The following is a 21,709-nucleotide window of genomic DNA, read 5'->3' on the forward strand; positions in this document are numbered from 1 at the left end:
CCGCCATCACCGCGTCAGCTTCTTGTACTTCACGCGGTGCGGAATGATGCTGTCCTGGCCGAGCCGGCGCATCTTGTTCTTCTCGTAGTCCTGGAAGTTGCCTTCGAACCATTCGACGTGGCTGTCGCCCTCGAAGGCCAGGATGTGGGTCGCGATGCGGTCGAGGAACCAGCGATCGTGGCTGATGATGACGGCGCAGCCGGCAAAATCCTCCAGCGCCTCTTCCAGCGCGCGCAGCGTATCGACGTCGAGGTCGTTGGTCGGCTCGTCGAGCAGCAGGACGTTGGCGCCCGACTTCAGCATCTTGGCGAGATGCACGCGGTTGCGCTCACCGCCCGAGAGCGCGCCGACCTTCTTCTGCTGGTCGGCGCCCTTGAAGTTGAACGACGAGCAATAGCCGCGCGAATTCACTTCCTTCTTGCCGAGCAGGATCAGCTCGTTGCCGCCGGAGATTTCCTCCCACACGGTCTTCTTGCCGTCGAGCGCGTCGCGCGACTGGTCGACATAGCCGAGATGCACGGTCTCGCCGACCGTGATCGTGCCGTTGTCCGGCGTTTCCTGCTTGGTGATCATCTTGAACAGCGTGGTCTTGCCGGCGCCGTTAGCGCCGATCACGCCGACAATGCCGCCGGGCGGCAGCTTGAAGGTGAGATCGTCGATCAGGAGGCGATCGCCATAGCCTTTGCTGAGCGCTTCGAAATCGACCACGTTGGCGCCGAGGCGCTCGGCGACGGGAATGATGATCTGCGCGGTCTGGGTCTGCTTCTCGCTGGCCTGCTTGAGCAATTCCTCATAGCGCTGGTAGCGCGCCTTGGACTTGGCTTGGCGTGCCTTGGGCGAGGACGCGACCCATTCCTGCTCGCGAGCCAGCGTCTTCTGGTGCGCGGCCTCCTCGCGGCCTTCCTGCTCCAGGCGCTTCTGCTTCTGCACCAGCCAGGACGAGTAATTGCCTTCGTACGGGATGCCGCGGCCGCGATCGAGCTCGAGGATCCAGCCCGTGACGTTGTCGAGGAAGTAGCGGTCGTGGGTGACGATCAGGATCGCGCCCGGATAGTTGCGCAGATGGCCTTCCAGCCACGACACCGACTCGGCGTCGAGATGGTTGGTCGGCTCGTCCAGCAGCAGCAGTTCGGGCTGGTCGAGCAGCAGCCGGCACAGCGCGACGCGGCGGCGTTCACCACCCGAAAGCTTTGTGACATCGGCGTCGTCAGGCGGGCAGCGCAGCGCGTCCATCGCCTGATCGACCTTGCTGTCGAGATCCCACAGGCCCTGGGCCTCGATCTCGTCCTGCAGCTTGGTCATCTCGTCGGCGGTCTCGTCCGAATAATTGACCGCGAGTTCGTTGTAGCGGTCGAGGATCGCCTTCTGCTTGGCGACGCCCTGCATGACGTTTTCCCGCACCGACAGCGCAGGATCCAGGTGCGGCTCCTGCTCGAGGTAGCCGACGCGGGCGCCCTCGGCGACCCAGGCTTCGCCGGTATATTCCTTGTCGAGACCGGCCATGATCTTGAGCAGCGTCGACTTACCCGAGCCGTTGACGCCGAGCACGCCGATCTTGGCGTCCGGGTAGAAGCTCAGATGGATGTTATCGAGCACCTTCCGGGTCGGGTAGCTCTTGGTCAGGCCCTGCATGAAATAGATGAACTGGCGCGCCATCGGTCCCGTGAAACCTTCGATTTGAGGAAATTTGCTTGCCGCCGATGTAACGATCCCGCCCCCAAAGGGCAACGTTTTCCCTCCGTTCACCACGGATGAATACGGGACGGACACCATCCGGACGCAGATCCGGACAATTGAAACCATTTTTTAATAAAGCAGGCCAAAGCTCGGTTTCGCGCGGAAACAGCGCCGCCCGCTCAGAACGAACGGGGAGCACAGCGAGGCCGCATCATGGCTCTGATCGAGACCAATTCTCTTCCTGTTCCGGCAGAAGCCGGGCGCGTCTCCGGGTTTGTCTCGGAGATCAGGGCCTTCTGGAAGCGCTTCTTCACCACCGCCTTCAACCCCTACCGGCCCGAACTGCACTACATGCGTGGCCCCGGCCCCGCTTGGCGCGCCAAGCACGGCCTGGATGCGCCGATCCGGCTCAAGCCGCGCGACCTCTGAGCGACGACCTCCTATCGGATTTTTGAAGACGCAGGCTGCTTGCGCGCGAGGCTGATTGCGCGCAACCATGGCCCGGTTCCGACGACGGCGCCCCGCCCGCGCCCTCACCTCTCGCCATGGATGAACGCTGATGAGCCGGCTGCGCTGCGCAATTCTCGACGACTATTTCAACCTTGCCCTCGACGTCGCCGATTGGCCGAAACTGTCGGACCGCGTCGACGTCACCGTGTTCAGCCATCCTTTCGCCTCGGAGCAGGCCGCGGCGAGCGCGCTGGCCGACTTCGAGATCATCTGCGCGATGCGCGAGCGCACGGCGTTTCCCAAGAGCCTGTTCGACAGCTTGCCGAAGCTGAAGCTGCTCCTGACGTCGGGCATGCGCAACGCCGCAATCGACATGGAGGCGGCGAAGGGACGCGGCATCGCCATCGGCGGCACGCAATATTCGCGCGATCCCACGGCACCGCTGACCATGGGCCTGATCCTGGAGCTGACGCGCGGCATCGGCCGCGAGAACGCACGCATGCATGCGGGCGAACCGTGGCAGACCTTTGCTGGCGTCGAGATCGAGGGGATGACGCTCGGCATCATCGGGCTCGGCAAGCTCGGCAGCAAGATGGCGGGCATCGCCAAGGCGTTCGGCATGAACGTGATCGCCTGGAGCCCGAACTTGACGCCGGAGAAGTGTGCGGCGGCCGGCGTCGGCTACGCCACGAAGGAGGAGCTGTTCGCCAAGGCCGACATCATCACCATTCATGTGGTGCTGAGCGAGCGCTCGCGCGGTCTTGTGGGCCGCGCCGATCTTGCGCGGATGAAGCCGACGGCCTTCCTCGTCAACACCGCGCGCGGCCCGATCGTGGACGAGCAGGCACTGCTGGAGGCCTTGCAGCAGCGCAAGATCGCGGGCGCCGGCATCGACGTGTTCTCGGTCGAGCCGCTGCCGGTCGACCATCCCTTCCGCAAGCTCGACAATCTCGTGCTGACGCCGCATCTCGGCTACGCGACCGAGGACGGGTTGCGCATCCATTACGGCCAGATGGTCGAGGCGATCGACGCCTTCACTGAGGGTAGCGAGCTGCCGCGCAAGCTGGCCTGAAACGAAAAGGGCGTGCCGTCGGCACGCCCTTCGCAATCTGAATTCGTTGAAGCGCTTAGCGCACTGTGACCGGCGCGGGCAGCGGCGGCACCACCGTCGGCTGCGTGCCCGGGACCGGGCCAGCCTGCGCGGACATCGGAGCCGGCGCGGGCGCTGCGGACGCCGTCGCCGTTCCCGGCGGCGGGCCGCCCGGCATCACCACCACGCGGGTGCCGACCTTGACGCGATCGAACAGGTCCGAGACGTCCTCGTTCAGCATGCCGATACAGCCGGACGACACGAACTTGCCGATGGTCGAGGGCTGGTTGGTGCCGTGGATGCGGTAGACGGTCGAGCCGAGATACATCGCGCGGGCGCCGAGCGGATTGCCGGGGCCGCCGGCCATGAAGCGCGGCAGATAGGGCTGGCGCTCGATCATCTCGGTCGGCGGATGCCAATCCGGCCACTCCGCCTTGCGGGTGATCTTCTGCACGCCGGTCCAGGTGAAGCCGTCGCGGCCGACGCGGACGCCGTAGCGGATCGCACGGCCGCCTCCGAGCACGTAATAGAGGTAGGTGTTGGGCGTATCGACCACGAGCGTGCCGGCCGGCTCCTTGGTCTGGAACGAGACCTCCTGGCGGCGCAGGTTCTGCGGCAACTGCGCCGGCGCAGCATCGGGCTGCTCCTCGGGCGGCAGCGAGGCGATCGTCATCGGCCGGCCATCGGCGCCGACAGGCGGCTGTCCAGCCTGGACCGTTCCGGTCGCAGCGGGACCGCCGACCGCTTCCGGAGGACGCAAGCCGTCGTTGCCGGGCGCCTGAGCCGGACGATCGGCATAAATCACCGGCGGCGGGCCGGCGGGGCGGCCATAGCGCGGATCGTCGGGCGACATGACGGGGCCCTGCGGAGCCGCCGAATAGACCGGCGGAGCGCCAGCCGGACGGCCATAACGGGGATCATCCGGCGACATCACCGGCCCCTGCGGCGGGGCGGCCGAATAGACCGGGGGACCTGCGGGGCGGCCGTAGCGCGGATCGTTGGGCGAGGTGATCGGCCCGCCCGGACCGGGCGGCGGCAGCGACGCCTGCGGCATCGCATCATCGTCTTCGTCCAGCGAGTCGAAATTCGGCGTGCGGTCGCCGGGGCGATATTCGGCCGGCGCGCCGTAGCTCGGCACCTGCTGGACCGGGTAGCTTTGAGCCTGCGCGAGCGAGGTTCCCGCCGCAGCGACTGTCGCGGCAGCGCATATCGTCAGAAAATGTTTGATCATCATCGCTCTTTTATAGTCCCCGGGCCCATCCGGACCGTTAACGGCCAGATGACCGAAGATAGCGGCACATTCAAGACATATCAGGCCGATTTGCGCCGGATTTGCCGATTTGTGATCCGCAAGACGACCGTTGCCCCGTTGCATCACGGGGCGGAAATCGCATTGCGCCGAGAATTGCCGGAGCTTCGGCCCCGATTTTAGCGGAACGGGTCGGAATCGTTGCGGTATGTTCGAATCAGCCTGATTCGCCGCCGCTTTGAGCTCCGATCCCCGCGTGGCGAACGCGGCAAGCAGTACCGTCACCGCGTTCAGATGGCTCTTGGGTCCCGGCCGCCACCCGCCGGGGCGGAAATTCGTAACCCGTCCGATGCTTCCCGGCTTTCGCTTCCTGTTTGCCGCGATCGTGCTGTCAACCTCCATCCTGGTGTTCGGCCTAGGGGCCGCCGCGCTGCTGCGGGCGACCCATGAGCAGTATGTCAGCAACCCCTCCTGGCGGAACGGCCCGCAGGTGTTCGCGCAAGCCCCCGAGCCGGCCCAGCCGGTGCTCGCTGCGTTGCGCGCGGAGCCAGAGCCGGCCGAGCCCGCGCCGACGCTGCGTGACCAGGTGCCGACCATCGGACTGCCGGTCCAGGAGCCCGAGCAGACGGCCCCGGTGACAAGCGAGGCCGAGGCGGCGCCGCAGGTCGCCGCACCCGCCGCTGACACCCGGGCCACCGAGCCGGCCAAGGCCGAGACCACGGCGGAAGCCGCGGCGCCCGCCGCGACTGACACGCTCACGCCCGCCGACACCACGGCATCCGTTCCCGAGGCGACGCCTGCCGTAGCCGCGAGCGCACCGGCGCCTGCCGATCCGAGTGCCGCTCCGGCCTTGGCGGTCGATGTCGCCCCGGCCAAACTCGCCGCACTGAACGATCCCGCCGCCACGGCCTCGAAGGATGCGCCGGCGAAGGCCAAGGCCGACGTCAAGGCCGATGTGAAGACCGACGCCAGCAAGCCGGAGAGCAAGGCGACCAAGCCCAAGGCGAAGAAGCGGCACCGCGTGGTGCGGCGTCCGCCGCCTCAGCAGCTGCAGCAACAGCTCGATCCGTTCAGGCAGCCGCAGCAGACGTTTGCGACGACGACGGCCACGAGGGCACGCCAGTAGCTTACGCCGGCCCTGTCGCGATCGGCGGGCCCTTGTCCTGGCCCCATTCCGACCATGAGCCGTCATAGAGCGCGGTGTCGGTGACGCCCAAGCGATAGAGCGCGAGAGTCAGTACGCCCGCGGACACACCGGAGCCGCAGCTCGTCACGATCGGCGCGTCGAGCTTGACGCCGGCGCCGGTGAAGGCGGCGCGCAAGTGATCGAGCGGCTTCATCTCGCCGGTCGCGGCGTCGAACAGCTGATTGTAGGGCACGTTGCGGGCGCCGGGGATGTGGCCGGAGCGGATGCCGGGCCGCGGCTCGGGCGCGCGGCCCTCGAAACGATCGGCGGCGCGCGCGTCGATCACCTGCTCGGCCCGGCTTTCGACGTTGGCGATCAGCTGCTGCATGCTGCGCACGCGCTTCGGATCATAGCTCGCCTTGAACGTCGCCGGCTTCGGCTTCACCTCGCCGCCCTCGGTCGCGCGCCCCTCCGCGCGCCACTTCTTCAGGCCGCCATTGAGGATGCGCACATTGGCGTGGCCGTAGGACAGGAACATCCACCACGCGCGGGGAGCGGCGACCCAGCCGCCGGCATCGTAGAGCACGACGGTGTCGGCATTGGAGATACCGAGATTGCCGACGTCGCGGCCGAACTGCTCGGCGCTCGGAAACATGTGCGGCAGCGGGTTGGAATGATCCGACACCGCATCGACGTCGAAGAACACGGCGCCCGGAAGGTGCGCGGCGAGATAGTCGTCCTTCGGCAGCGGCAGCACGCCCGGCAGCTTGAAGCTGGCGTCGAGGATCTTGACGTTGGCGTCGCCCATGTGGGCGGCGAGCCATTCGGTGGAGACGAGAGGGTCGGTGGCAGTCATGCGAGGTCTTTCTTGTCATTCCGGGGCGTGCGCAGCACGAGCTTTGATGCGCACTTGCGCATCAGAGAATCCATCGTGCGGCAGTGTCGGTAGATGAATGGATTCCGGGTTCGCGACTTCGTCGCGCCCCGGAATGACGAAGGGAGAGAGTTACCCCTTCTTCTTCGGCTCCCACTGCTCGGTCGGGCCGCCGGCGTCGCGCCAGGCGGCGTAGCCGCCGGCGATGTGGGCGACGGGCTTGAGGCCCATGTCCTGCGCGGTCTTGGCGGCGAGCGCGGAGCGCAGGCCACCGGCGCAGTGGAAGACGAACTTCTTGTCCTCCTGGAAGATCGGCTTTGCGTAGGGGCTCTGCGGATCGATCCAGAATTCGAGCATGCCGCGGGTGCAGGCGAAGGCGCCGGGGATGCGGCCGTCGCGTTCGATCTCGCGGGGATCGCGGATGTCGACGATGACGACGTCGCCGTTCTTGGAGATCTCGATGGCATCCTTGGCAGTGAGCGTCTCGATCTCGGCATTAGCCTCGTCGATCAGCGCCTTGATGCCGCGGGTGATGGTCTGGGGCATATGGTTCTCCCTCTTGTTGTCATTCCGGGGCGCGCGTAGCGCGAGCCCGGAATCCATTGATCTACGCGTGCTGCCGCCCGATGGATTCCGGGCTCGCCCTTCGGGCGCCCCGGAATGACAACAGCTAGTGCGTCAATTCCTTCATCGCACCTTCCAGCCCCTCGATCGTGATCGGGTACATGCGGTTGGCGAAGATGCGCTTGATGATGGTGGTCGACTCCGAATAGTCCCAGTGCTTCTGCTGCACCGGGTTCAGCCACACCGCATGCGGATAGGTCCGGATGATGCGGTCGAGCCAGACCGAGCCCGGCTCCTCGTTGACGTGCTCGACCGAGCCGCCGGGCACCATGATCTCGTAAGGCGACATCGAGGCATCGCCGACGAACACGACCTTGTAGTCGTGCGGATACTTATGCAGCACGTCCCAGGTCGGCGTGCGGTCGGTGAAGCGGCGCTTGTTCTGCTTCCACACGCCTTCATAGAGGCAGTTGTGGAAATAGAAGTACTCCATGTGCTTGAACTCGCTCTTCGCCGCCGAGAACAGCTCCTCGACCTGCTCGATATGCGCGTCCATGGAGCCGCCGATGTCGAAGAACACCAGGAGCTTCACCGCATTGCGCCGCTCGGGGCGCATATGCACGTCGAGATAGCCGTGATTGGCGGTCTCGCGGATGGTGGTGTCGAGATCGAGCTCGTCGGGCGCGCCGGTGCGCGCGAATTTGCGCAGGCGGCGCAGCGCCACCTTGATGTTGCGGATGCCGAGCTCGACATTGCCGTCGAGATCCTTGAACTCGCGCTTGTCCCACACCTTCACGGCGCGGTTGTTGCGGTTCTTCTCCTGACCGATGCGCACGCCTTCGGGATTGTAGCCGTGCGCGCCGAACGGCGAGGTGCCGGCGGTGCCGATCCATTTGCTGCCGCCCTGGTGGCGGCCCTTCTGCTCCTCGAGGCGCTTTTTCAGCGTCTCCATGAGCTTGTCCCAGCCCATGGCCTCGATCTGCTTCTTCTCTTCCTCGGTGAGATACTTTTCCGCGAGCTTCTTCAGCCACTCCTCGGGGATCTCCGCCTTCTCCATGGCGTCGAGCAGGCTTTCCAGCCCCTTGAACACCGTGCCGAAGACGCGGTCGAACTTGTCGAGATTGCGCTCGTCCTTCACGAGGGATGCGCGCGACAAATAGTAGAAATTCTCGACCGTATAGTCCGCGAGGTCGGCGTCGAGCGCCTCCATCAGCGTGAGGTATTCGCGCAGCGTCACGGGGACCTGCGCGTCGCGCAGAGAGGTGAAGAATTGCAGGAACATGGGTGACAGATTGCCCGTCGGGTGGCGAACGTCAAGGGGCGGAGACCGGCGCTCTGCGCTGGACCGGGAGGCTTTTTGCTCTAGAATTGGCCACCTCAAGGGGTTGTTTTGGGGACGTTTGCAATGGGAATTCTCGCAGCGCTCATCATCGGCGCGATCGCAGGCTGGCTTGCCGGCAAGATTGTCCACGGGGCGGGATTTGGGCTGGTCGGCAACATCGTCGTCGGCATCATCGGCGCGCTGGTGGCAGGCTGGATTCTGCCCCAGCTGCACATCCAGCTGGCAACGGGCACGGTCGGCGCCATCGTGGACGCCACCATCGGCGCGGTGATTGTGCTCGTCATCCTTTCGCTGATAAAACGGGTCTGAAAGCCTGACCGAACCAGGAACGGCCGCCGCGAGCGGCCGTTCCCTTGTCGCGACAGGGGCCAGAGCCTCGCGCCGACGAATACCTAAGGACACGCAATGAAGTTTACCGGTACCAAGGACTATGTTGCGACCGATGATCTCAAGGTCGCCGTCAATGCCTCGATCGTGCTGGAGCGCCCGCTCCTGGTGAAGGGCGAGCCCGGCACCGGCAAGACGGTGCTCGCGGAGGAAGTGGCGAAGGCGCTGAACGCGCCGCTTCTGACCTGGCACATCAAGTCCACCACCAAGGCGCAGCAGGGCCTCTACGAATACGACGCGGTGTCGCGCCTGCGCGACAGCCAGCTCGGCGATGCCCGCGTCTCCGACATCAGGAACTACATCAAGCGCGGCAAGCTGTGGGAAGCCTTCACCGCCGAGCAGCGCCCGGTGCTCCTGATCGACGAGATCGACAAGGCCGACATCGAATTCCCGAACGATTTGCTGCTCGAACTCGACCGCATGGAATTCCATGTCTACGAGACCGGCGAGACGATCAAGGCCAAGCAGCGCCCGATCATGATGATCACCTCCAACAACGAGAAGGAGCTGCCGGACGCGTTCCTGCGCCGCTGCTTCTTCCACTACATCAAGTTCCCCGACGCCGACACGATGGCCCGCATCGTCGACGTCCACTTCCCCGGCATCAAGAAGCGCCTCGTCGAGGAAGCCTTGCGCATCTTCTTCGAGGTGCGCGAAGTGCCCGGCCTGAAGAAGAAGCCGTCGACGTCTGAGCTTCTGGACTGGCTCAAGCTGCTGCTCAACGAAGACATGAGCGTCGAGCAGCTGCGCGAACGCGACCCGCGCAAACTGATCCCGCCGCTGCACGGCGCGCTGCTGAAGAACGAGCAGGACGTGCATTTGTTCGAGCGGCTGGCGTTCTTGAGCCGACGGGAAGTGTAGAGGCTCTCGTGTCCCGGACGCGCTGCAGCGTGCAACGCTGCTGCGCAGAGCCGGGACCCAGAAGGCGACACGGATTGCTCCGAGACATGGGCCCCGGCTCTGCAGCGCACCGCACCGGACGATGCTTCGCATCGCCGGGGAGACGCTGCGCTGCGTCCGGGGCACGAGAGCGGAATATGTGCACGGTGCCGTAGGGTGGGCAAAGGCGCAAAGCGCTGTGCCCACCATTCGAATCGCGAGCGGCGTGTAAGACGGTGGGCACGCTTCGCTTTGCCCACCCTACGATATCGAGTGTGTCGCAAGTAGCTTCCACCTCGCATCCCAAATCGCAGACACACCTTCACATCCTCGCGGCTCATTTCGCCCGAGCTTTGCTCTCTCCGCCGCCCCCAAAGAAAGAGGGCGCAGGGAAGGCCGGGTGCCGGCGGCACCCGCGGTCTGCTGCGCGAATGTAGCGCAGAGAAACCGCACAACAGCATACAGGTGAAGCCCAACACACGGCCTTCCCTGCGCGATGGTCAGACGGCTTATGCCGCGCTCTCCCGGGAGCCGAGTTCGTTCTGGCCTCCCTCGCCCCGCAGATTGACGATGCAGTCCGCCCGGTTGGGCTCGCTCACACCTCCGCGAAAGGCTTGACCGTAGCAACGACGGCCAGGACCACACGGTTTTGCCGTACGCACTCAGCGCCGTTCGTCTACACGGGGCCGCAGACTCACAGGGACTACCCGCCCTGCCCGCGACCTCTCGTGCCGACGCTGCCGCGTCCACCGCAACCCGGCCCGCGCTTCGAACGACTCGCGAACCGCCCCTCTTCGTCGGGCCGGGCTATTTCGATCTATGCCGCAATTCCGAATTTCGGTAAAGCGGAATATTTTTGCTGGAAGGGGTTGACGAGGTGCAGGGTGTTTTGCCCGACGGGCAAAACGGATGAACGAACAAGGTCTCACGCCTTGGAATTGCGAGGCCAGCGCCTCTCCTTCGCCGCTGCGAAAAGAAGCTCCACCGTCATCGGCGCCTTGGTTTTCCGCCCAAAGAGAGACTTGATCAGGCCGATCAGATCAAACCCTTCCCCGCCAAAATACATGTCAAAATCGAACTCCGACATGTCGACGTTGAACTGATCCGCAAATCGACAAATGAATTCATGCGCGTCGTCTCCGTCGACGCCCAAATCGCGGGCGATGTCGGTGCCAAGCGTAATTTGCTTGCGCGTCAATGTCTCTGTCCGGACAAAAGAAAGCAAGCTTTCCAGAAGCTCGGCATCGCCGATATCAGTCATCACGACGTCCTGTACCCATAAACAACGACCTCGTAGCCCGGATGGAGCGCAGCGAAATCCGGGGGAAATGCAAGGACCGATATGATCGTCCCGGATTGCGCTGCGCTCCATCCGGGCTACGGAGTGTCACCTTCAAACGCGGACAATTCCTCCGGCGACGGCAATACAGATGGCGCATCGCCTGCCAAGCCATACACATCGATGCCCTTCAGCAAGCCATCACTCGAATAGATGAAGATCCCACTTGGGTGATCACCATCGTTCACCAGGAATTCACCCAGAATCCGGGCTCCAGGCGGCGCTTCAGCGTGTCCCCTGATCTGGAAATTGATGCTGGCGCACCCGCACCGGCATTTCCAGGGGGTGACTTCAGCCAACTCGAGTTGATCGAGATACTGCCTTGCCTCTTCCGTGCCGTGATCGAGCATCCAGCGGGCAAGGACACGCTCGGCATCCGTGAGAGGACGATTTTGCTCGCTGCTCAAATGGCTACGACACCTTCAGCTCGTAGGGTGGGTTAGCGTCAGCGTAACCCACCTCTTTCGTTTCCGCGCCAACAGAAGTGGTGGGTTACGCCGCGCGGACTGCGCTTCGCGCAGCCGCGAGCTAACCCACCCTACGGCACTACCCCACTCTACGGTACCTCCGAGCTACGCCAGATCGTCCGCTGCCTTTGCCCGCCATTCTTCCATAGATTCGAAAATGACGGTTCTCGGCCAGCTTGGACGGGCTTCTCTTTTGCCAGACCACGTCAAGTGAACTTCGGCCAGCCTTCCATTTCCTGACGAGACCAGGATATCGTCGCAATCATCACGCCTCGCGAGCACTGTGATCTCCCAGCCGACAAGCGGGTGCCCATCGCCAGCCTCTTTCGTCAGCTCTTCTTCGAGAAGACGGCGCTCCCGTGCATCGGTGACTTGACGCCATGGCTCAACATATGTGCTGTCCATTGAACCTCCCCTGGGACGTTTCAAAAACTCTGGCATAGGGCCACGCTTCCGTAGAAGGTGATCGCAGGCAAGGATACGACGCTCAGCATCATGCCAAAACAGCTGGAAACGATCGTTCTCGGCGTCGAGCTTCCCTGCGATGTCTTCAATCGCCGGTTCAAGCAGTATCTGTTCTTTGACGCCGACATCTGCACCTCAAAACCGTTGGCTGCCGCGATCCGGCAAGCGACCGCGATATGCCTCGGCTCGGATACCGATATGGATGTGTATGCCACTTCAAGCCGGTCCTTCCTAGCGCGACTGACGAGCGACGCCGATTGGACTCTTGGAATCACTGCGCTTGGCAACGCCATGCGCGATGAGGGCGACGTCTATGGACTAGCCCTTGTGGACAGCCAGAACCGGTGGGCAGCCTATCAAGCCAGTCCGGTCGATGTTGGCATTTTTGCGATTGATAGCTCTCAACAACTCATGAGTGTCGACGCCATCGCGGACTGCTTCTTCTCGCTGGGCAATGTCAGGGGCTGGCTTTCGCGTCGAACGCCGCGCGATCGTGAAGTGGTCGACAGCGTCGGCGAGGGATTTCTGACGGCGCTGCAGGACAATTATTCCTAGATATCAGCGGCGCCGTAGGGTGGGTTAGCGTCAGCGTAAACCCACCTCTTTCGTTTCCGCATCGGCAGAAGTGGTGGGTTACTCAATGCTTCAGGCTCGCCGCCCACTCCAGAGCCGGGAGCACCGTGCCGACGAGCAGGCCATATGAAAAGGCCTTTTGAACCGGTGTGCCCCGAGGAAACCATGCTATTCCGCCCATGAAATACATGACCGCCCAGAGGCCGGCAAAGAGGGTCCAATCCCGCCAGCCCACGCGCAACAGCAGACCGACCGGAATAGCGGTGCAGAGAAAGACGAGGCCGCAGACGGCTATCTGGCCAACGGATTGTCGCTCACGGGCAGAGTTCATCGTGTTGCTATGCTTCCGTTGATCGCGAGGAGTCCATTCGCGTGCTGGCCTTTCGCGGGCAAGTGAAACTTGACTCGCGGAGACTCCCCCTCACCCGGACCGCATCTTCGATGCAGTCCGGCCTCTCCCCGCAAGCGGGGAGAGGCGAAGACATTTTCACGCCACCGCCGCGTCCGGAATGCGGGCGGCTTCCATCGGCGCCTTGCCGCGGATCAGGTCGGAGGCGCGGTCGGCGATCATCATCGTTGACGCATTCAGGTTCGCCGAGATCATGCGCGGCATGACGGAGGCATCGATGACGCGGAGGCCCTGCAGCCCGTGGACGCGGAGCTGGTCGTCGACGACGGCCCAGGTCGAATCCGCCGGGCCCATGCGGCAGGTGCAGCCGGGGTGGAAGGTGGTGGTGCCGCGCTCGGTGGCGGCGTGCAGGAACTCGTCGTCGGTGTTGACGTTGGGGCCGGGGAAATCCTCGTAGGCGTAATAGGGCGAGAGCGGCGCACTCTTCAAAAGGTTGCGCGCGAGCTTCATGCCGCCGACGATGACGCGGCGGTCGAGCTCGGCGTCGAGATAGTTGGTCTGGATGATCGGCGGCGCGAACGGATCATTGGAGCGGATGCGGACATAGCCGCGGCTCTCCGGGCGCTGCTGCCAGGAGGCCACCGTCATGCCGGGCTCGTCCTCGAGCTGGCCCTGCACGCCTTCCTTGTAGGAAGCGGGCGTGAAGGTGAGCTGGAGGTCGGAGCTCTCCGCGCTCTCGCCGGAGTGCCAGAAGCAATAGACCATGGTCGGCGACAGCGACAGCAGGCCGCGGCGCGCGGTCGCCCATTTCAGCGCCTCGATCCACAGCGAGAAGCCGCGGCGGAGCTCGTTGATGGTCTTGATGTCTTTCACGCGCGCCACCGTGCGCGGCGCGTAGTGGTCCTGAAGGCCTTCGCCGACGGGCAGCGCGTGACGCACCGCGATGCCGTGCTGCTGCAGCAGATCGGGCGAGCCGACGCCGGAGAGCTGCAGGAGCTGCGGCGAATTATAGGTGCCGCCGGAGAGGATCACTTCCTTGTTGGCGCGAACCTCGACAGGCGTGCCGCCTCGGCCGCCCTTGGTGTAGCGCACGCCGACGGCGCGCTTGCCCTCGAAGATGATCTCGGTCGCGTGCGCATGGGTGTGCACATGCACGTTCGGCCGCTTCATCGCGGGCTTGAGGAACGCGGTCGAGCCGGAGACGCGCAGGCCGTTTTCGATGGTGCGCTGGCAGTAGGAGACGCCTTCCTGGGTCTTGCCGTTGTAGTCGGGATTGCGGGGAATGCCGAGCGAGACCGCGCCTTCCATGAAGGCCTCGCAGAGCGGATCGCGCCAGTCCATGGTGGTGACGGTAAGGCTGCCCTCGCGGCCGCGATAGGTGTCCTCGCCCTCGCCGACCCGCTTCTCCAGGCGCCGGAAGTACGGCAGCACGTCGGCATAACCCCAGCCGCGATTGCCCATCTGCGCCCAGGTGTCGAAATCCATGCGCTGGCCGCGGTTGTAGATGTGGCCGTTGATCGAGGACGAGCCGCCGAGCGTTTTGCCGCGCGGCGCGTAGATGCTGCGCCCACCGGTGTACGGGCCGGGCTCCTGCTGGTAGGCCCAGTTGATGCTCTTCATGTGGAACGTCTTGATGAACCCCGCCGGCAGATGAATGTAGGGGTGCCAGTCGCTGGGCCCGGCTTCGAGCACGCAGACGCTGATATCAGGATCTTCGCTGAGCCGGCTGGTGAGCACGCAACCGGCGGAGCCCGCACCGACGATCACATAATCAAATCTATCCATGGTCCCTCGGCCGCCCCTAGCGCGGCTTGTCGTTGAGTTGAAATTCCAGATGCGCCTGCACCGTCGGCCATTCGGCGGCGGTGATGCTGTAAACAACAGTATCGCGCAACGTGCCGTTCGGCGCGATCTGGTGGCTGCGCAGAATGCCGTCCTGCTTGGCGCCCAGGCGCTCGATGGCGCGGCGGCTCTGGTGGTTGAAGAAGTGGGTGCGGAACTCGACCGCGATGCAGTTCAGCGTCTCGAAGGCATGCCGGAGCAGCAGCAGCTTGCACTGCGTGTTGAGCGGACCGCGCTGCGCGCTCTTGCCGTACCAGGTCGAGCCGATCTCGACGCGGCGGTTGGCGGCATCGATGTTCATGTAGGTCGTCATGCCGACGATGTTGCCGCCGGCGTCGAATACGGTGAAGGGCAGCATCGAGCCCGCGGCCTGCAAGGCCAGGCGGCGGTCGATCTCCTTGCCCATGTTCTCCGGCAGCGGGATCGCGGTGTACCAGAGTTTTGACAGCTCGCCGTCCTTGACGGCCTCGACCAGCCCCTCTCGATGCTGGTGCGACAGCGGCTCGAGACGGGCGTGCTGTCCACGCAGGGTGATGGGGTCAGGCCAGGGCATTGATGTCTCTCTCCGTTGTCATTGCGAGCGAAGCGAAGCAATCCAAACTGCCAGATCCTCATCCTGAGGAGCGCGGAACGCGCGTCTCGAAGGATGAAGGCCCCGCCGGTGGCCTCGCCCTTCGAGACGCGCGAGATGCGCGCTCCTCAGGGTGAGGGTCTAGGAGTTGCCTCGCCTCCCGTACAATGACGGCTTGGCTCACTTATTCAAAAAATTCAACGGCAAACCGCCGCGCGGCCAGTCCATGGCGATCAGCTCGCCCTTGCCCGACAGCGTGATGTAGGCGGTCTTCAGCCCGGGGCCGCCGAAGGCGATATTGGTGGTGACGCGGTCGCCGGTCGGCACCTGCTCGACCAGGGTGCCGTCGGGCGCGATCACCGAGATGCAGCCGGAAACGAGAGTGGCGACGCAGACATTGCCGCCAGCTTCCACCGCGAGCGAGTCGAACATCTGGTAGCCGCCGAGGCCGCAGATCGGTTTTCCGCGCTCGCCGCGATAGATCGCATCGCGCGGCTTCAGGGTGCCGGGCGCGGAGAGCTCGTAGGCCCAGAGCCGCCCCGTCGGCGTCTCCGCGATGTAGACAGTGTTCTCGTCCGGCGACAGCCCGATACCATTGGCCGGCAGCACGCCGTGCACGATCTCGACGATCTCGGTCATGCCGGGCTTGAGGTAATACATGCCGCCGACATCCATCTCGCGCGCGCGGCGCTTGCCGAGATCGGAGAACCAGAGGCCGCCCTGCCTGTCGAACACGAGATCGTTCGGTCCGCGCAGATCGTGCTCGCCGCATTTCGTCACGACGGTCTCGACCTTGCCGGATTGCAGGTCGACGCGCTGGATCGAGCCGCCGCGATAATCGTCGGGCTGCGGACCCGGCATGATCATGTTGCGGGTCGGGATCCAGGAGAAGCCGCCATTGTTGCAGATGTAGATCTTGCCGTCTGGGCCGAGGGCGGCGCCATTCGGGCCGCCCGGAATCTTCGCGACGATCTCCTTGCGGCCGTCGGGATAGACGCGCGTCAGGCGCTGGCCGCGGATCTCCACCAGCACCACCGAGCCGTCCGGCATCACGACCGGCCCTTCGGGAAATTCGAGGTCGGTGGCGAGGACGCGGACGTTGGACATGTGGGACCCTCCCGGCTGCTTGTTATGGCTTGCACGGGATGTCCGGCACGGGCCCCACACGCAAGATTTGCCTGCGGTTATGACAAAGTCACCGGGGCTTGCCAAGCAAGCGGGATGGTATGCCAGCCTTGCGCTACTCTTTCACTGGTATCCAGATTTCGAAGCCGCCATTGCCGGTGGCCGGATCGAATTTCTCGTCGTAGCGCTCGAAATTCGGCGCGTCCGCGGCTTTCAGACCGGAGGCCGGCAGCCACTGATTCCAGATCGTATTGACGGTGCGGCGGATCGAGGCGACGTGGTCGGTGTGGGTGAACACCGCATAGCGCTGCTCGGGGATGCGGACGCGACCGAAGCGGCGCGGCAGGTCGGAGAAATCGGCGACCTCGACGCCGGCGATGTAATCGAAATTGCCGGCATCATCGCCGTTGCAGCAGACGCCATAGGCGACGTGACCGACCCGCGCCGGAATATCGGCGACCTCCTGATGGAAGCGGTGCCACAGGCCCGGGATCATGGCGCCGTTGTCGCAGGAGATGCGCTCGGCAGGGCCGGCGACGAGGAAGGCCTTCGCGGTTTCGAAACGCGGTGCAGCAAGATTGTCGAGCATGGTGGAGTCCATGAGGATCGGCTCCTGAAGCTTGAGATGGCTGACGCAGTTCGCGGCCCGGACCGCTTCAGGCGTGGTGCCGAAGTGCTCGCGGAACGCGCGGGTGAATGCCTCGTGCGAGCCGTAATCCGCCTCCAGCGCCAGCGACAGAATGTCCGGCGCGCCGTTCGCAAGACTGCGCGCCGCCTCGCTCAGCCGCCGCGCGCGCACGTACCGCATCACGGAAAGACCGGTGGCTGCGGCAAACGCACGCACGATGTGGAACCGCGACACGCCTGCGACCGCGGCGATCTCGTCGAGCGTCAGCGGCTCGGCCAGATGGCTCTCGATGTACCAGAGCGCGCGCTGGGCTGGGTTCATGGTGGTTTCTAGCCCTCGTTCGAAGCAAGGCCATACTGCACCGAAGACCAACGGCTTCGCTTGATCGGCGTTGCGGTCCCCTTGGGAGGATAACGCCGGAACGGGCACTGGCAACGTCCGGGCGTTCGTGGCTACATTCGCAAATCCGCTCACGAGAAAGCAGGAGGAACCGCAGCATGAGGATCACCGATGTGCGGGCGCACCATATCCGCATCCCCTACGACGCCGGTGTTGCGAGCTTCCGCCAGGGCGCCTCTGCCATCACCGCCCTCGACATGGTGATCGTCGAGGTCACGACCGATGCTGGGCTGACCGGCTGGGGCGATGCCTTCGCCTATGTCTCCCCGCGCACCACGCGCAGCGCCGTCGAGGAGATGATCGCGCCGCAGGCCATCGGCCTCGAGGTTCCCGATGCCGCCGGCATTGCCGCGGCGATGGAGCAGATCCAGCGCAATCTGCATCTGTTCGGCCGCTACGGCATCACCATGTTCGCGATCTCCGGCCTCGACATCGCCCTGTGGGACCTCGCTGCGAAGATCAAGGGCGTTCCGCTGCACCGCCTGCTCGGCGAGATCAGGCGCCCGGCCATTCCCGCCTACGCGAGCCTGCTGCGGATCGGTTCGCCCGACAACATCGCCGGCGAATGCCGGAAGGCGCTCGCGCTGGGCTATGGCGCAATCAAGCTGCACGAGACCACGACGCCTGCGGTGTTCGCCGCGCGCGAGGCGATCGGCCCCGGCATTCCGCTGATGGTCGACATGAACTGCCCGCTGTCAGGCGAGCAGGCGATCGCATTCGCGAAAGCATGCCGCGACGCGCAGCCGATGTTCCTGGAGGAGCCGGTCTGGCCGCCCGAGGATTTTGCCACGCTCGCCGGCGTTCGCAGCAAGGGCGGGCTGGGCATCGCCGCCGGCGAGAATGCCTGCACCGAATATCAATTCCGCCAGATGATGGAGGCGGGTGCGGTCAGCCACGCCCAGCCGTCGGTGATCAAGGTCGGCGGCATCACGGAGTTTTTGAAAGTCGCGGCTCTGGCCGATCGGCTCGGCGTCAAGATCGTTCCGCATTCGCCCTATTTCGGCCCCGGCCTGCTGGCGACGCTGCACCTGCTCGCGACGCGCGACGACGGGCTGGTCGAGATGTTCTACCTCAAGCGCGAAGCCTGCCTGTGGGGCGGCCGCGCCGACGTCGATGCCACCGGCCATGTCGCGGTGCCCGCAGGACCCGGGCTCGGCTATGAGCCCGATCGCGACGTGATGGAGCGCTATCGCGTGACGTGATCGCTATTTCGCCGCGTCCTTTGGCGGTGGCGCGTCCTGCTTCTTCTTCAGATCCTCGGCCGTCTTCGCCTGCGCGGCCTGGAGATCACCGATCGTCTTCTGCAGGCCGGCAAGGCTCGTCTTCAGCGCGTCGATCTGGCGACCCGCCGCATCCAGCTTCTGCTGGTGGTCGAGGTTGAGCTTCGTGATCGTCTTCTGGAGGAAGTCGACATTGCTCTGGAGACAGCTGGTGCGGCGCTCCATGGTCTTCTCGACCGTGCATATCTCGATGCCGGGCACGTCCTGCGCGCGGAGCGGCGCAACCGCCAGCGTGGCGAGCAGCAACATCGGGAAAAAAATGCCGGCGCTTCGAAGCGGCATGCGGGGTTCCTCGTCAGATGATCACGGCAATGTGCGCCGATTGCGCGCAGCGCCCGGACGCTACCACACTCGTACCGCATTCTCGCGTTGAGCTTGGCTTGTTCCCTGGGACGGGGAGCAATGAACCGCACGCGGAGGAAGTGGGCGCTCTTCTGCGGCTTTGTTTAGGGGAGATTTTTACAATGGCTACGCGCGATAGACGTCTGGCGGAGTTCGATGGCGCGGGAGAACCGCCCCCCGGCCTGCCGGTCGAAGTGCTGTGCGAGGATCACAGCGGAACGTATCAACTGCCGTTCGCCTGCCGCTATGTCGGAGGACGCTGGCAAAACCACGAGGCCGGCATTGCGGTCGAAGCGACCGTCATCGGCTGGCGCCTGCCGCGGGTGAAGCACTCGGGCGTCGCCTGACCGCGACTTGTGTTCCAAAATGCGACGGAGCCGCGCTCCGCCTTAACGAACGGAACGCGGCCCGAACGAATCACGTCCGAATCAGCGGAGCGACCTCGTACGCGGCTGTTCACGGCTAGATGTCGCAACCGGCCCACGCGGCCATACAATATCTGCGTACCATGAGGGGCCGCCGGGTCCCGGGACGAACCCCAAAAGTTAACAGCTTCAATGACATGGCTGCCGGGAGCGGCGGCGTGAGGTCTCGCTCCCAAAACAGGCAGGGCGACGCCGCCCCTGCCTAATATTCGACCTCGAGCTCCTCGATCTCGGCCGGCTCTTCCTTCGCCGCCGCGATCCATTCCTTCATCTCGGGCATGGCCATGATGGTATCGGCATAAGCCTTCAGCCGCGGCTCGAGCTTGACGTCATAGGTGACGAAGCGCGTCACCACGGGTGCGTACATCGCATCCGCCATGGTGCGCCGTTCGCCGAACAGGAACGGACCGCCGGACTTCTCCAGGCAGTCGCGCCAGATGAACCAGACGCGGTCGATGTCGGCCTGCGCGCGCGACCAGATCTTGAAGCCGGGGAAATGTCCCTTGAGGTTGACCGGCAGCGAAGCGCGCAGCGTGGTGAAGCCGGAATGGATTTCGCCGCAAATGGAGCGGCAATGGGCGCGCTGGAGGCGGTCATCCGGCAACAGCCCGGCTGATGGCATCACCTCGTTGAGATATTCGGCGATCGCCAGCGTATCCCAGACCACGGCGCCCTCGTGCCGCAAGCATGGCACCAGGATCGACGACGACAGCAGGAGGATCTCCGCACGCGCCGATGCGTCATCCGGCGCGGTCACAACTTCCTCGAAATCGAGCCCGGAAAATTTCGTCAGCAGCCAGCCACGCAGCGACCAGGACGAGTAGTTCTTGCTGCTGATGGTCAGTGTCGCTTTCGCCATATGGCCCCTTCCCTCACGCCTGTGACCCGCACCCCGCCCGGCCCGCGGACGTGCTCATTCGCTGAGCTTCCCTATGTCCTCACCCCGCTTCCGGAGCAAGCGATGTGCCAATTTTGCGGGCGGTCCTGCTCCCGTCTGGCTTCGATATTGCATGACGGCAGGGAACAGGGTGGGCAATTCAGTATGATGTCGATGTATTATCAGGCCTTTCAGAACCATATGGATCTGACGGCGCCATGGCGGGCGGGAGCCTCGTCCGCGCTCAAATTCCTGAATCTGGCGCCTCAGGGCATGTCGCACCAAGTGGTCGGCCGGCTCTCGGCCGCGCTGGAGCTGATCTCGCGCTCCACCCTCACCTACGACCGCCCGGCCTACGGCATCGACAGCGCCATGGTGGGCAACCGCGAGGTCGCCGTCCGCGAGGAGATTGCCTACGCGACGCCGTTCGGCTCGCTGCTGCATTTCAAGAAGGATGACGTGGGCGAGCAGCCGCGCATGCTGCTGGTAGCGCCGATGTCCGGTCATTTCGCGACGCTCCTGCGCGGCACCGTGAAGACGCTGCTGCAGGACCACGACGTCTACATCACCGACTGGCACAACCCGCGCGACATTCCGCGCAGCGAAGGCCGCTTCGGGCTCGACGATTACACCGAGCATCTGATCGATTTCCTCGGACAGCTCGGCCCGCGCCCGCACATGGTCGCGATCTGCCAGCCCTCGGTCTCGGCGCTCGCGGCCGCCGCGATCATGTGCGAGGACAATCATCCGTCGCGGCCGGCGACGCTGACGCTGATGGCAGGGCCGATCGACACGCGCATCCAGCCCACCAAGGTCAACGACTTCGCCAAGAGCAAGCCGATCGAGTGGTTCGAGCGCAATTTGATCAATTACGTGCCGATGCAGTGCCGCGGCGCGCTGCGCAAGGTCTATCCCGGTTTCGTGCAGCTCACCGCGTTCGTCTCGATGAACCTCGAGCGCCACATCAAGCAGCATCTCGACCTCGCCAATCACATCGCCAAGGGCGAGAAGGAGAAGGCCGCGACGATCAAGACCTTCTACGACGAATATTTCGCCGTGATGGACCTGCCTGCGGAGTTCTACATCGAGACCGTGCGCGACGTGTTCCAGGAGCACCTGTTGCCGCAAGGCAAGCTGATGCACCGCGGCCGTCCCGTGAACACCAGGGCCGTCGGCCGCATGGGGCTGATGACGGTCGAGGGCGAGAAGGACGACATCTGCTCGATCGGCCAGACGCTCGCCGCGCAAGACCTCTGCACCGGCGTGCGCGCCTATCGCCGCGTCCACCACATGCAGGCCGGCGTCGGCCATTACGGCGTATTCTCCGGCAAACGCTGGAACAACGAGATCTACCCGTTGCTGCGGGATTTCGTGCACGTGAATTCGTGA

General features: G+C 64.5%; 24 protein-coding genes. 9 read left to right on the forward strand and 15 right to left on the reverse strand.

Annotated elements, in window-relative coordinates; genetic code table 11:
- Positions 1-6: 6 nt before the first annotated feature.
- Positions 7-1,656 (reverse strand): energy-dependent translational throttle protein EttA, encoded by a 1,650-nt coding sequence (gene ettA / locus XH79_RS41005; protein WP_271585399.1) that lies wholly within the window; start codon positions 1,654-1,656, stop codon positions 7-9.
- A gap of 234 nt (positions 1,657-1,890) precedes the next feature.
- Here ettA and XH79_RS41010 point away from each other — a divergent pair, with 234 nt between their 5' ends.
- Positions 1,891-2,106: a hypothetical protein gene (locus tag XH79_RS41010; RefSeq protein ID WP_212339743.1), complete on the forward strand. Its 216-nt coding sequence runs from the start codon at positions 1,891-1,893 to the stop codon at positions 2,104-2,106.
- 130 nt (positions 2,107-2,236) lie between these two features.
- Positions 2,237-3,199 carry a D-2-hydroxyacid dehydrogenase family protein gene (locus tag XH79_RS41015; RefSeq protein ID WP_271585400.1) on the forward strand — a complete coding sequence of 321 codons (963 nt, stop codon included), beginning with the start codon at positions 2,237-2,239 and terminating at the stop codon, positions 3,197-3,199.
- Between the two features lie 55 nt (positions 3,200-3,254).
- On the opposite strand, the gene XH79_RS41020 is transcribed toward XH79_RS41015, so the two are convergent.
- Positions 3,255-4,448: a L,D-transpeptidase gene (locus tag XH79_RS41020; RefSeq protein ID WP_271585664.1), complete on the reverse strand. Its 1,194-nt coding sequence runs from the start codon at positions 4,446-4,448 to the stop codon at positions 3,255-3,257.
- A 367-nt stretch (positions 4,449-4,815) separates the two neighbouring features.
- On the opposite strand from XH79_RS41020, the gene XH79_RS41025 reads away from it, so the two are divergent.
- Positions 4,816-5,592: a hypothetical protein gene (locus XH79_RS41025; protein ID WP_271585401.1), complete on the forward strand. Its 777-nt coding sequence runs from the start codon at positions 4,816-4,818 to the stop codon at positions 5,590-5,592.
- A gap of 1 nt (position 5,593) precedes the next feature.
- On the opposite strand, the gene sseA is transcribed toward XH79_RS41025, so the two are convergent.
- The 3 genes from sseA to XH79_RS41040 form a co-directional block, all read right to left on the reverse strand.
- Entirely contained in the window at positions 5,594-6,448 is an 855-nt protein-coding gene (gene sseA, locus XH79_RS41030; RefSeq protein WP_271585402.1) for a 3-mercaptopyruvate sulfurtransferase, read from the reverse strand.
- A 150-nt stretch (positions 6,449-6,598) separates the two neighbouring features.
- Complete coding sequence (locus tag XH79_RS41035) at positions 6,599-7,012, reverse strand: rhodanese-like domain-containing protein (protein ID WP_018641027.1); 414 nt, start codon at positions 7,010-7,012, stop codon at positions 6,599-6,601.
- 124 nt (positions 7,013-7,136) lie between these two features.
- Positions 7,137-8,312, reverse strand: a complete 1,176-nt coding sequence (locus tag XH79_RS41040) for a vWA domain-containing protein (RefSeq protein ID WP_080134207.1) — start codon at positions 8,310-8,312, stop codon at positions 7,137-7,139.
- 123 nt (positions 8,313-8,435) lie between these two features.
- Here XH79_RS41040 and XH79_RS41045 point away from each other — a divergent pair, with 123 nt between their 5' ends.
- Complete coding sequence (locus XH79_RS41045) at positions 8,436-8,681, forward strand: GlsB/YeaQ/YmgE family stress response membrane protein (protein WP_212339748.1); 246 nt, start codon at positions 8,436-8,438, stop codon at positions 8,679-8,681.
- A 96-nt stretch (positions 8,682-8,777) separates the two neighbouring features.
- On the forward strand, positions 8,778-9,620 hold the full coding sequence (locus tag XH79_RS41050) for an AAA family ATPase (protein ID WP_235544201.1): 843 nt from the start codon (positions 8,778-8,780) through the stop codon (positions 9,618-9,620).
- 943 nt (positions 9,621-10,563) lie between these two features.
- Here XH79_RS41050 and XH79_RS41055 read toward each other — a convergent pair.
- The 3 genes from XH79_RS41055 to XH79_RS41065 form a co-directional block, all read right to left on the reverse strand.
- Complete coding sequence (locus tag XH79_RS41055; RefSeq protein WP_271585403.1) at positions 10,564-10,899, reverse strand: DUF1493 family protein; 336 nt, start codon at positions 10,897-10,899, stop codon at positions 10,564-10,566.
- Positions 10,900-11,015: 116 nt separating this feature from the next.
- Entirely contained in the window at positions 11,016-11,384 is a 369-nt protein-coding gene (locus XH79_RS41060; RefSeq protein WP_271585404.1) for a hypothetical protein, read from the reverse strand.
- A gap of 165 nt (positions 11,385-11,549) precedes the next feature.
- Positions 11,550-11,849 (reverse strand): hypothetical protein, encoded by a 300-nt coding sequence (locus XH79_RS41065; protein ID WP_271585405.1) that lies wholly within the window; start codon positions 11,847-11,849, stop codon positions 11,550-11,552.
- 90 nt (positions 11,850-11,939) lie between these two features.
- On the opposite strand from XH79_RS41065, the gene XH79_RS41070 reads away from it, so the two are divergent.
- Positions 11,940-12,464, forward strand: a complete 525-nt coding sequence (locus tag XH79_RS41070) for a hypothetical protein (protein WP_271585406.1) — start codon at positions 11,940-11,942, stop codon at positions 12,462-12,464.
- Between the two features lie 82 nt (positions 12,465-12,546).
- Here XH79_RS41070 and XH79_RS41075 read toward each other — a convergent pair whose 3' ends face one another.
- The 5 genes from XH79_RS41075 to XH79_RS41095 form a co-directional block, all read right to left on the reverse strand.
- Positions 12,547-12,813 (reverse strand): hypothetical protein, encoded by a 267-nt coding sequence (locus XH79_RS41075; protein WP_271585407.1) that lies wholly within the window; start codon positions 12,811-12,813, stop codon positions 12,547-12,549.
- Positions 12,814-12,969: 156 nt separating this feature from the next.
- On the reverse strand, positions 12,970-14,616 hold the full coding sequence (locus XH79_RS41080) for a GMC family oxidoreductase (RefSeq protein WP_271585408.1): 1,647 nt from the start codon (positions 14,614-14,616) through the stop codon (positions 12,970-12,972).
- A gap of 16 nt (positions 14,617-14,632) precedes the next feature.
- Positions 14,633-15,226 carry a GNAT family N-acetyltransferase gene (locus tag XH79_RS41085; protein WP_271585409.1) on the reverse strand — a complete coding sequence of 198 codons (594 nt, stop codon included), beginning with the start codon at positions 15,224-15,226 and terminating at the stop codon, positions 14,633-14,635.
- A 198-nt stretch (positions 15,227-15,424) separates the two neighbouring features.
- Positions 15,425-16,351, reverse strand: a complete 927-nt coding sequence (locus XH79_RS41090; RefSeq protein ID WP_271585410.1) for an SMP-30/gluconolactonase/LRE family protein — start codon at positions 16,349-16,351, stop codon at positions 15,425-15,427.
- A 133-nt stretch (positions 16,352-16,484) separates the two neighbouring features.
- The gene (locus XH79_RS41095; protein WP_271585411.1) at positions 16,485-17,318 is read right to left on the reverse strand and encodes an AraC family transcriptional regulator; all 834 of its coding nucleotides are present in this window, start codon (positions 17,316-17,318) and stop codon (positions 16,485-16,487) included.
- Between the two features lie 176 nt (positions 17,319-17,494).
- Here XH79_RS41095 and XH79_RS41100 point away from each other — a divergent pair, with 176 nt between their 5' ends.
- Positions 17,495-18,598: a mandelate racemase/muconate lactonizing enzyme family protein gene (locus tag XH79_RS41100; protein WP_271585412.1), complete on the forward strand. Its 1,104-nt coding sequence runs from the start codon at positions 17,495-17,497 to the stop codon at positions 18,596-18,598.
- A 3-nt stretch (positions 18,599-18,601) separates the two neighbouring features.
- Here the strand turns inward: XH79_RS41100 and XH79_RS41105 are convergent, their stop codons facing one another.
- Complete coding sequence (locus XH79_RS41105) at positions 18,602-18,958, reverse strand: hypothetical protein (RefSeq protein WP_271585413.1); 357 nt, start codon at positions 18,956-18,958, stop codon at positions 18,602-18,604.
- A 182-nt stretch (positions 18,959-19,140) separates the two neighbouring features.
- Here XH79_RS41105 and XH79_RS41110 point away from each other — a divergent pair, with 182 nt between their 5' ends.
- Positions 19,141-19,365 carry a hypothetical protein gene (locus tag XH79_RS41110; protein WP_211406954.1) on the forward strand — a complete coding sequence of 75 codons (225 nt, stop codon included), beginning with the start codon at positions 19,141-19,143 and terminating at the stop codon, positions 19,363-19,365.
- A gap of 280 nt (positions 19,366-19,645) precedes the next feature.
- On the opposite strand, the gene XH79_RS41115 is transcribed toward XH79_RS41110, so the two are convergent.
- Complete coding sequence (locus XH79_RS41115) at positions 19,646-20,302, reverse strand: glutathione S-transferase family protein (protein WP_212339759.1); 657 nt, start codon at positions 20,300-20,302, stop codon at positions 19,646-19,648.
- Between the two features lie 183 nt (positions 20,303-20,485).
- Here XH79_RS41115 and XH79_RS41120 point away from each other — a divergent pair, with 183 nt between their 5' ends.
- On the forward strand, positions 20,486-21,709 hold the full coding sequence (locus tag XH79_RS41120; RefSeq protein ID WP_271585414.1) for a polyhydroxyalkanoate depolymerase: 1,224 nt from the start codon (positions 20,486-20,488) through the stop codon (positions 21,707-21,709).

Source organism: Bradyrhizobium sp. CCBAU 45389, assembly GCF_028128625.1.
In the GTDB taxonomy this organism is placed as follows: Bacteria; Pseudomonadota; Alphaproteobacteria; order Rhizobiales; family Xanthobacteraceae; genus Bradyrhizobium; species Bradyrhizobium liaoningense_B.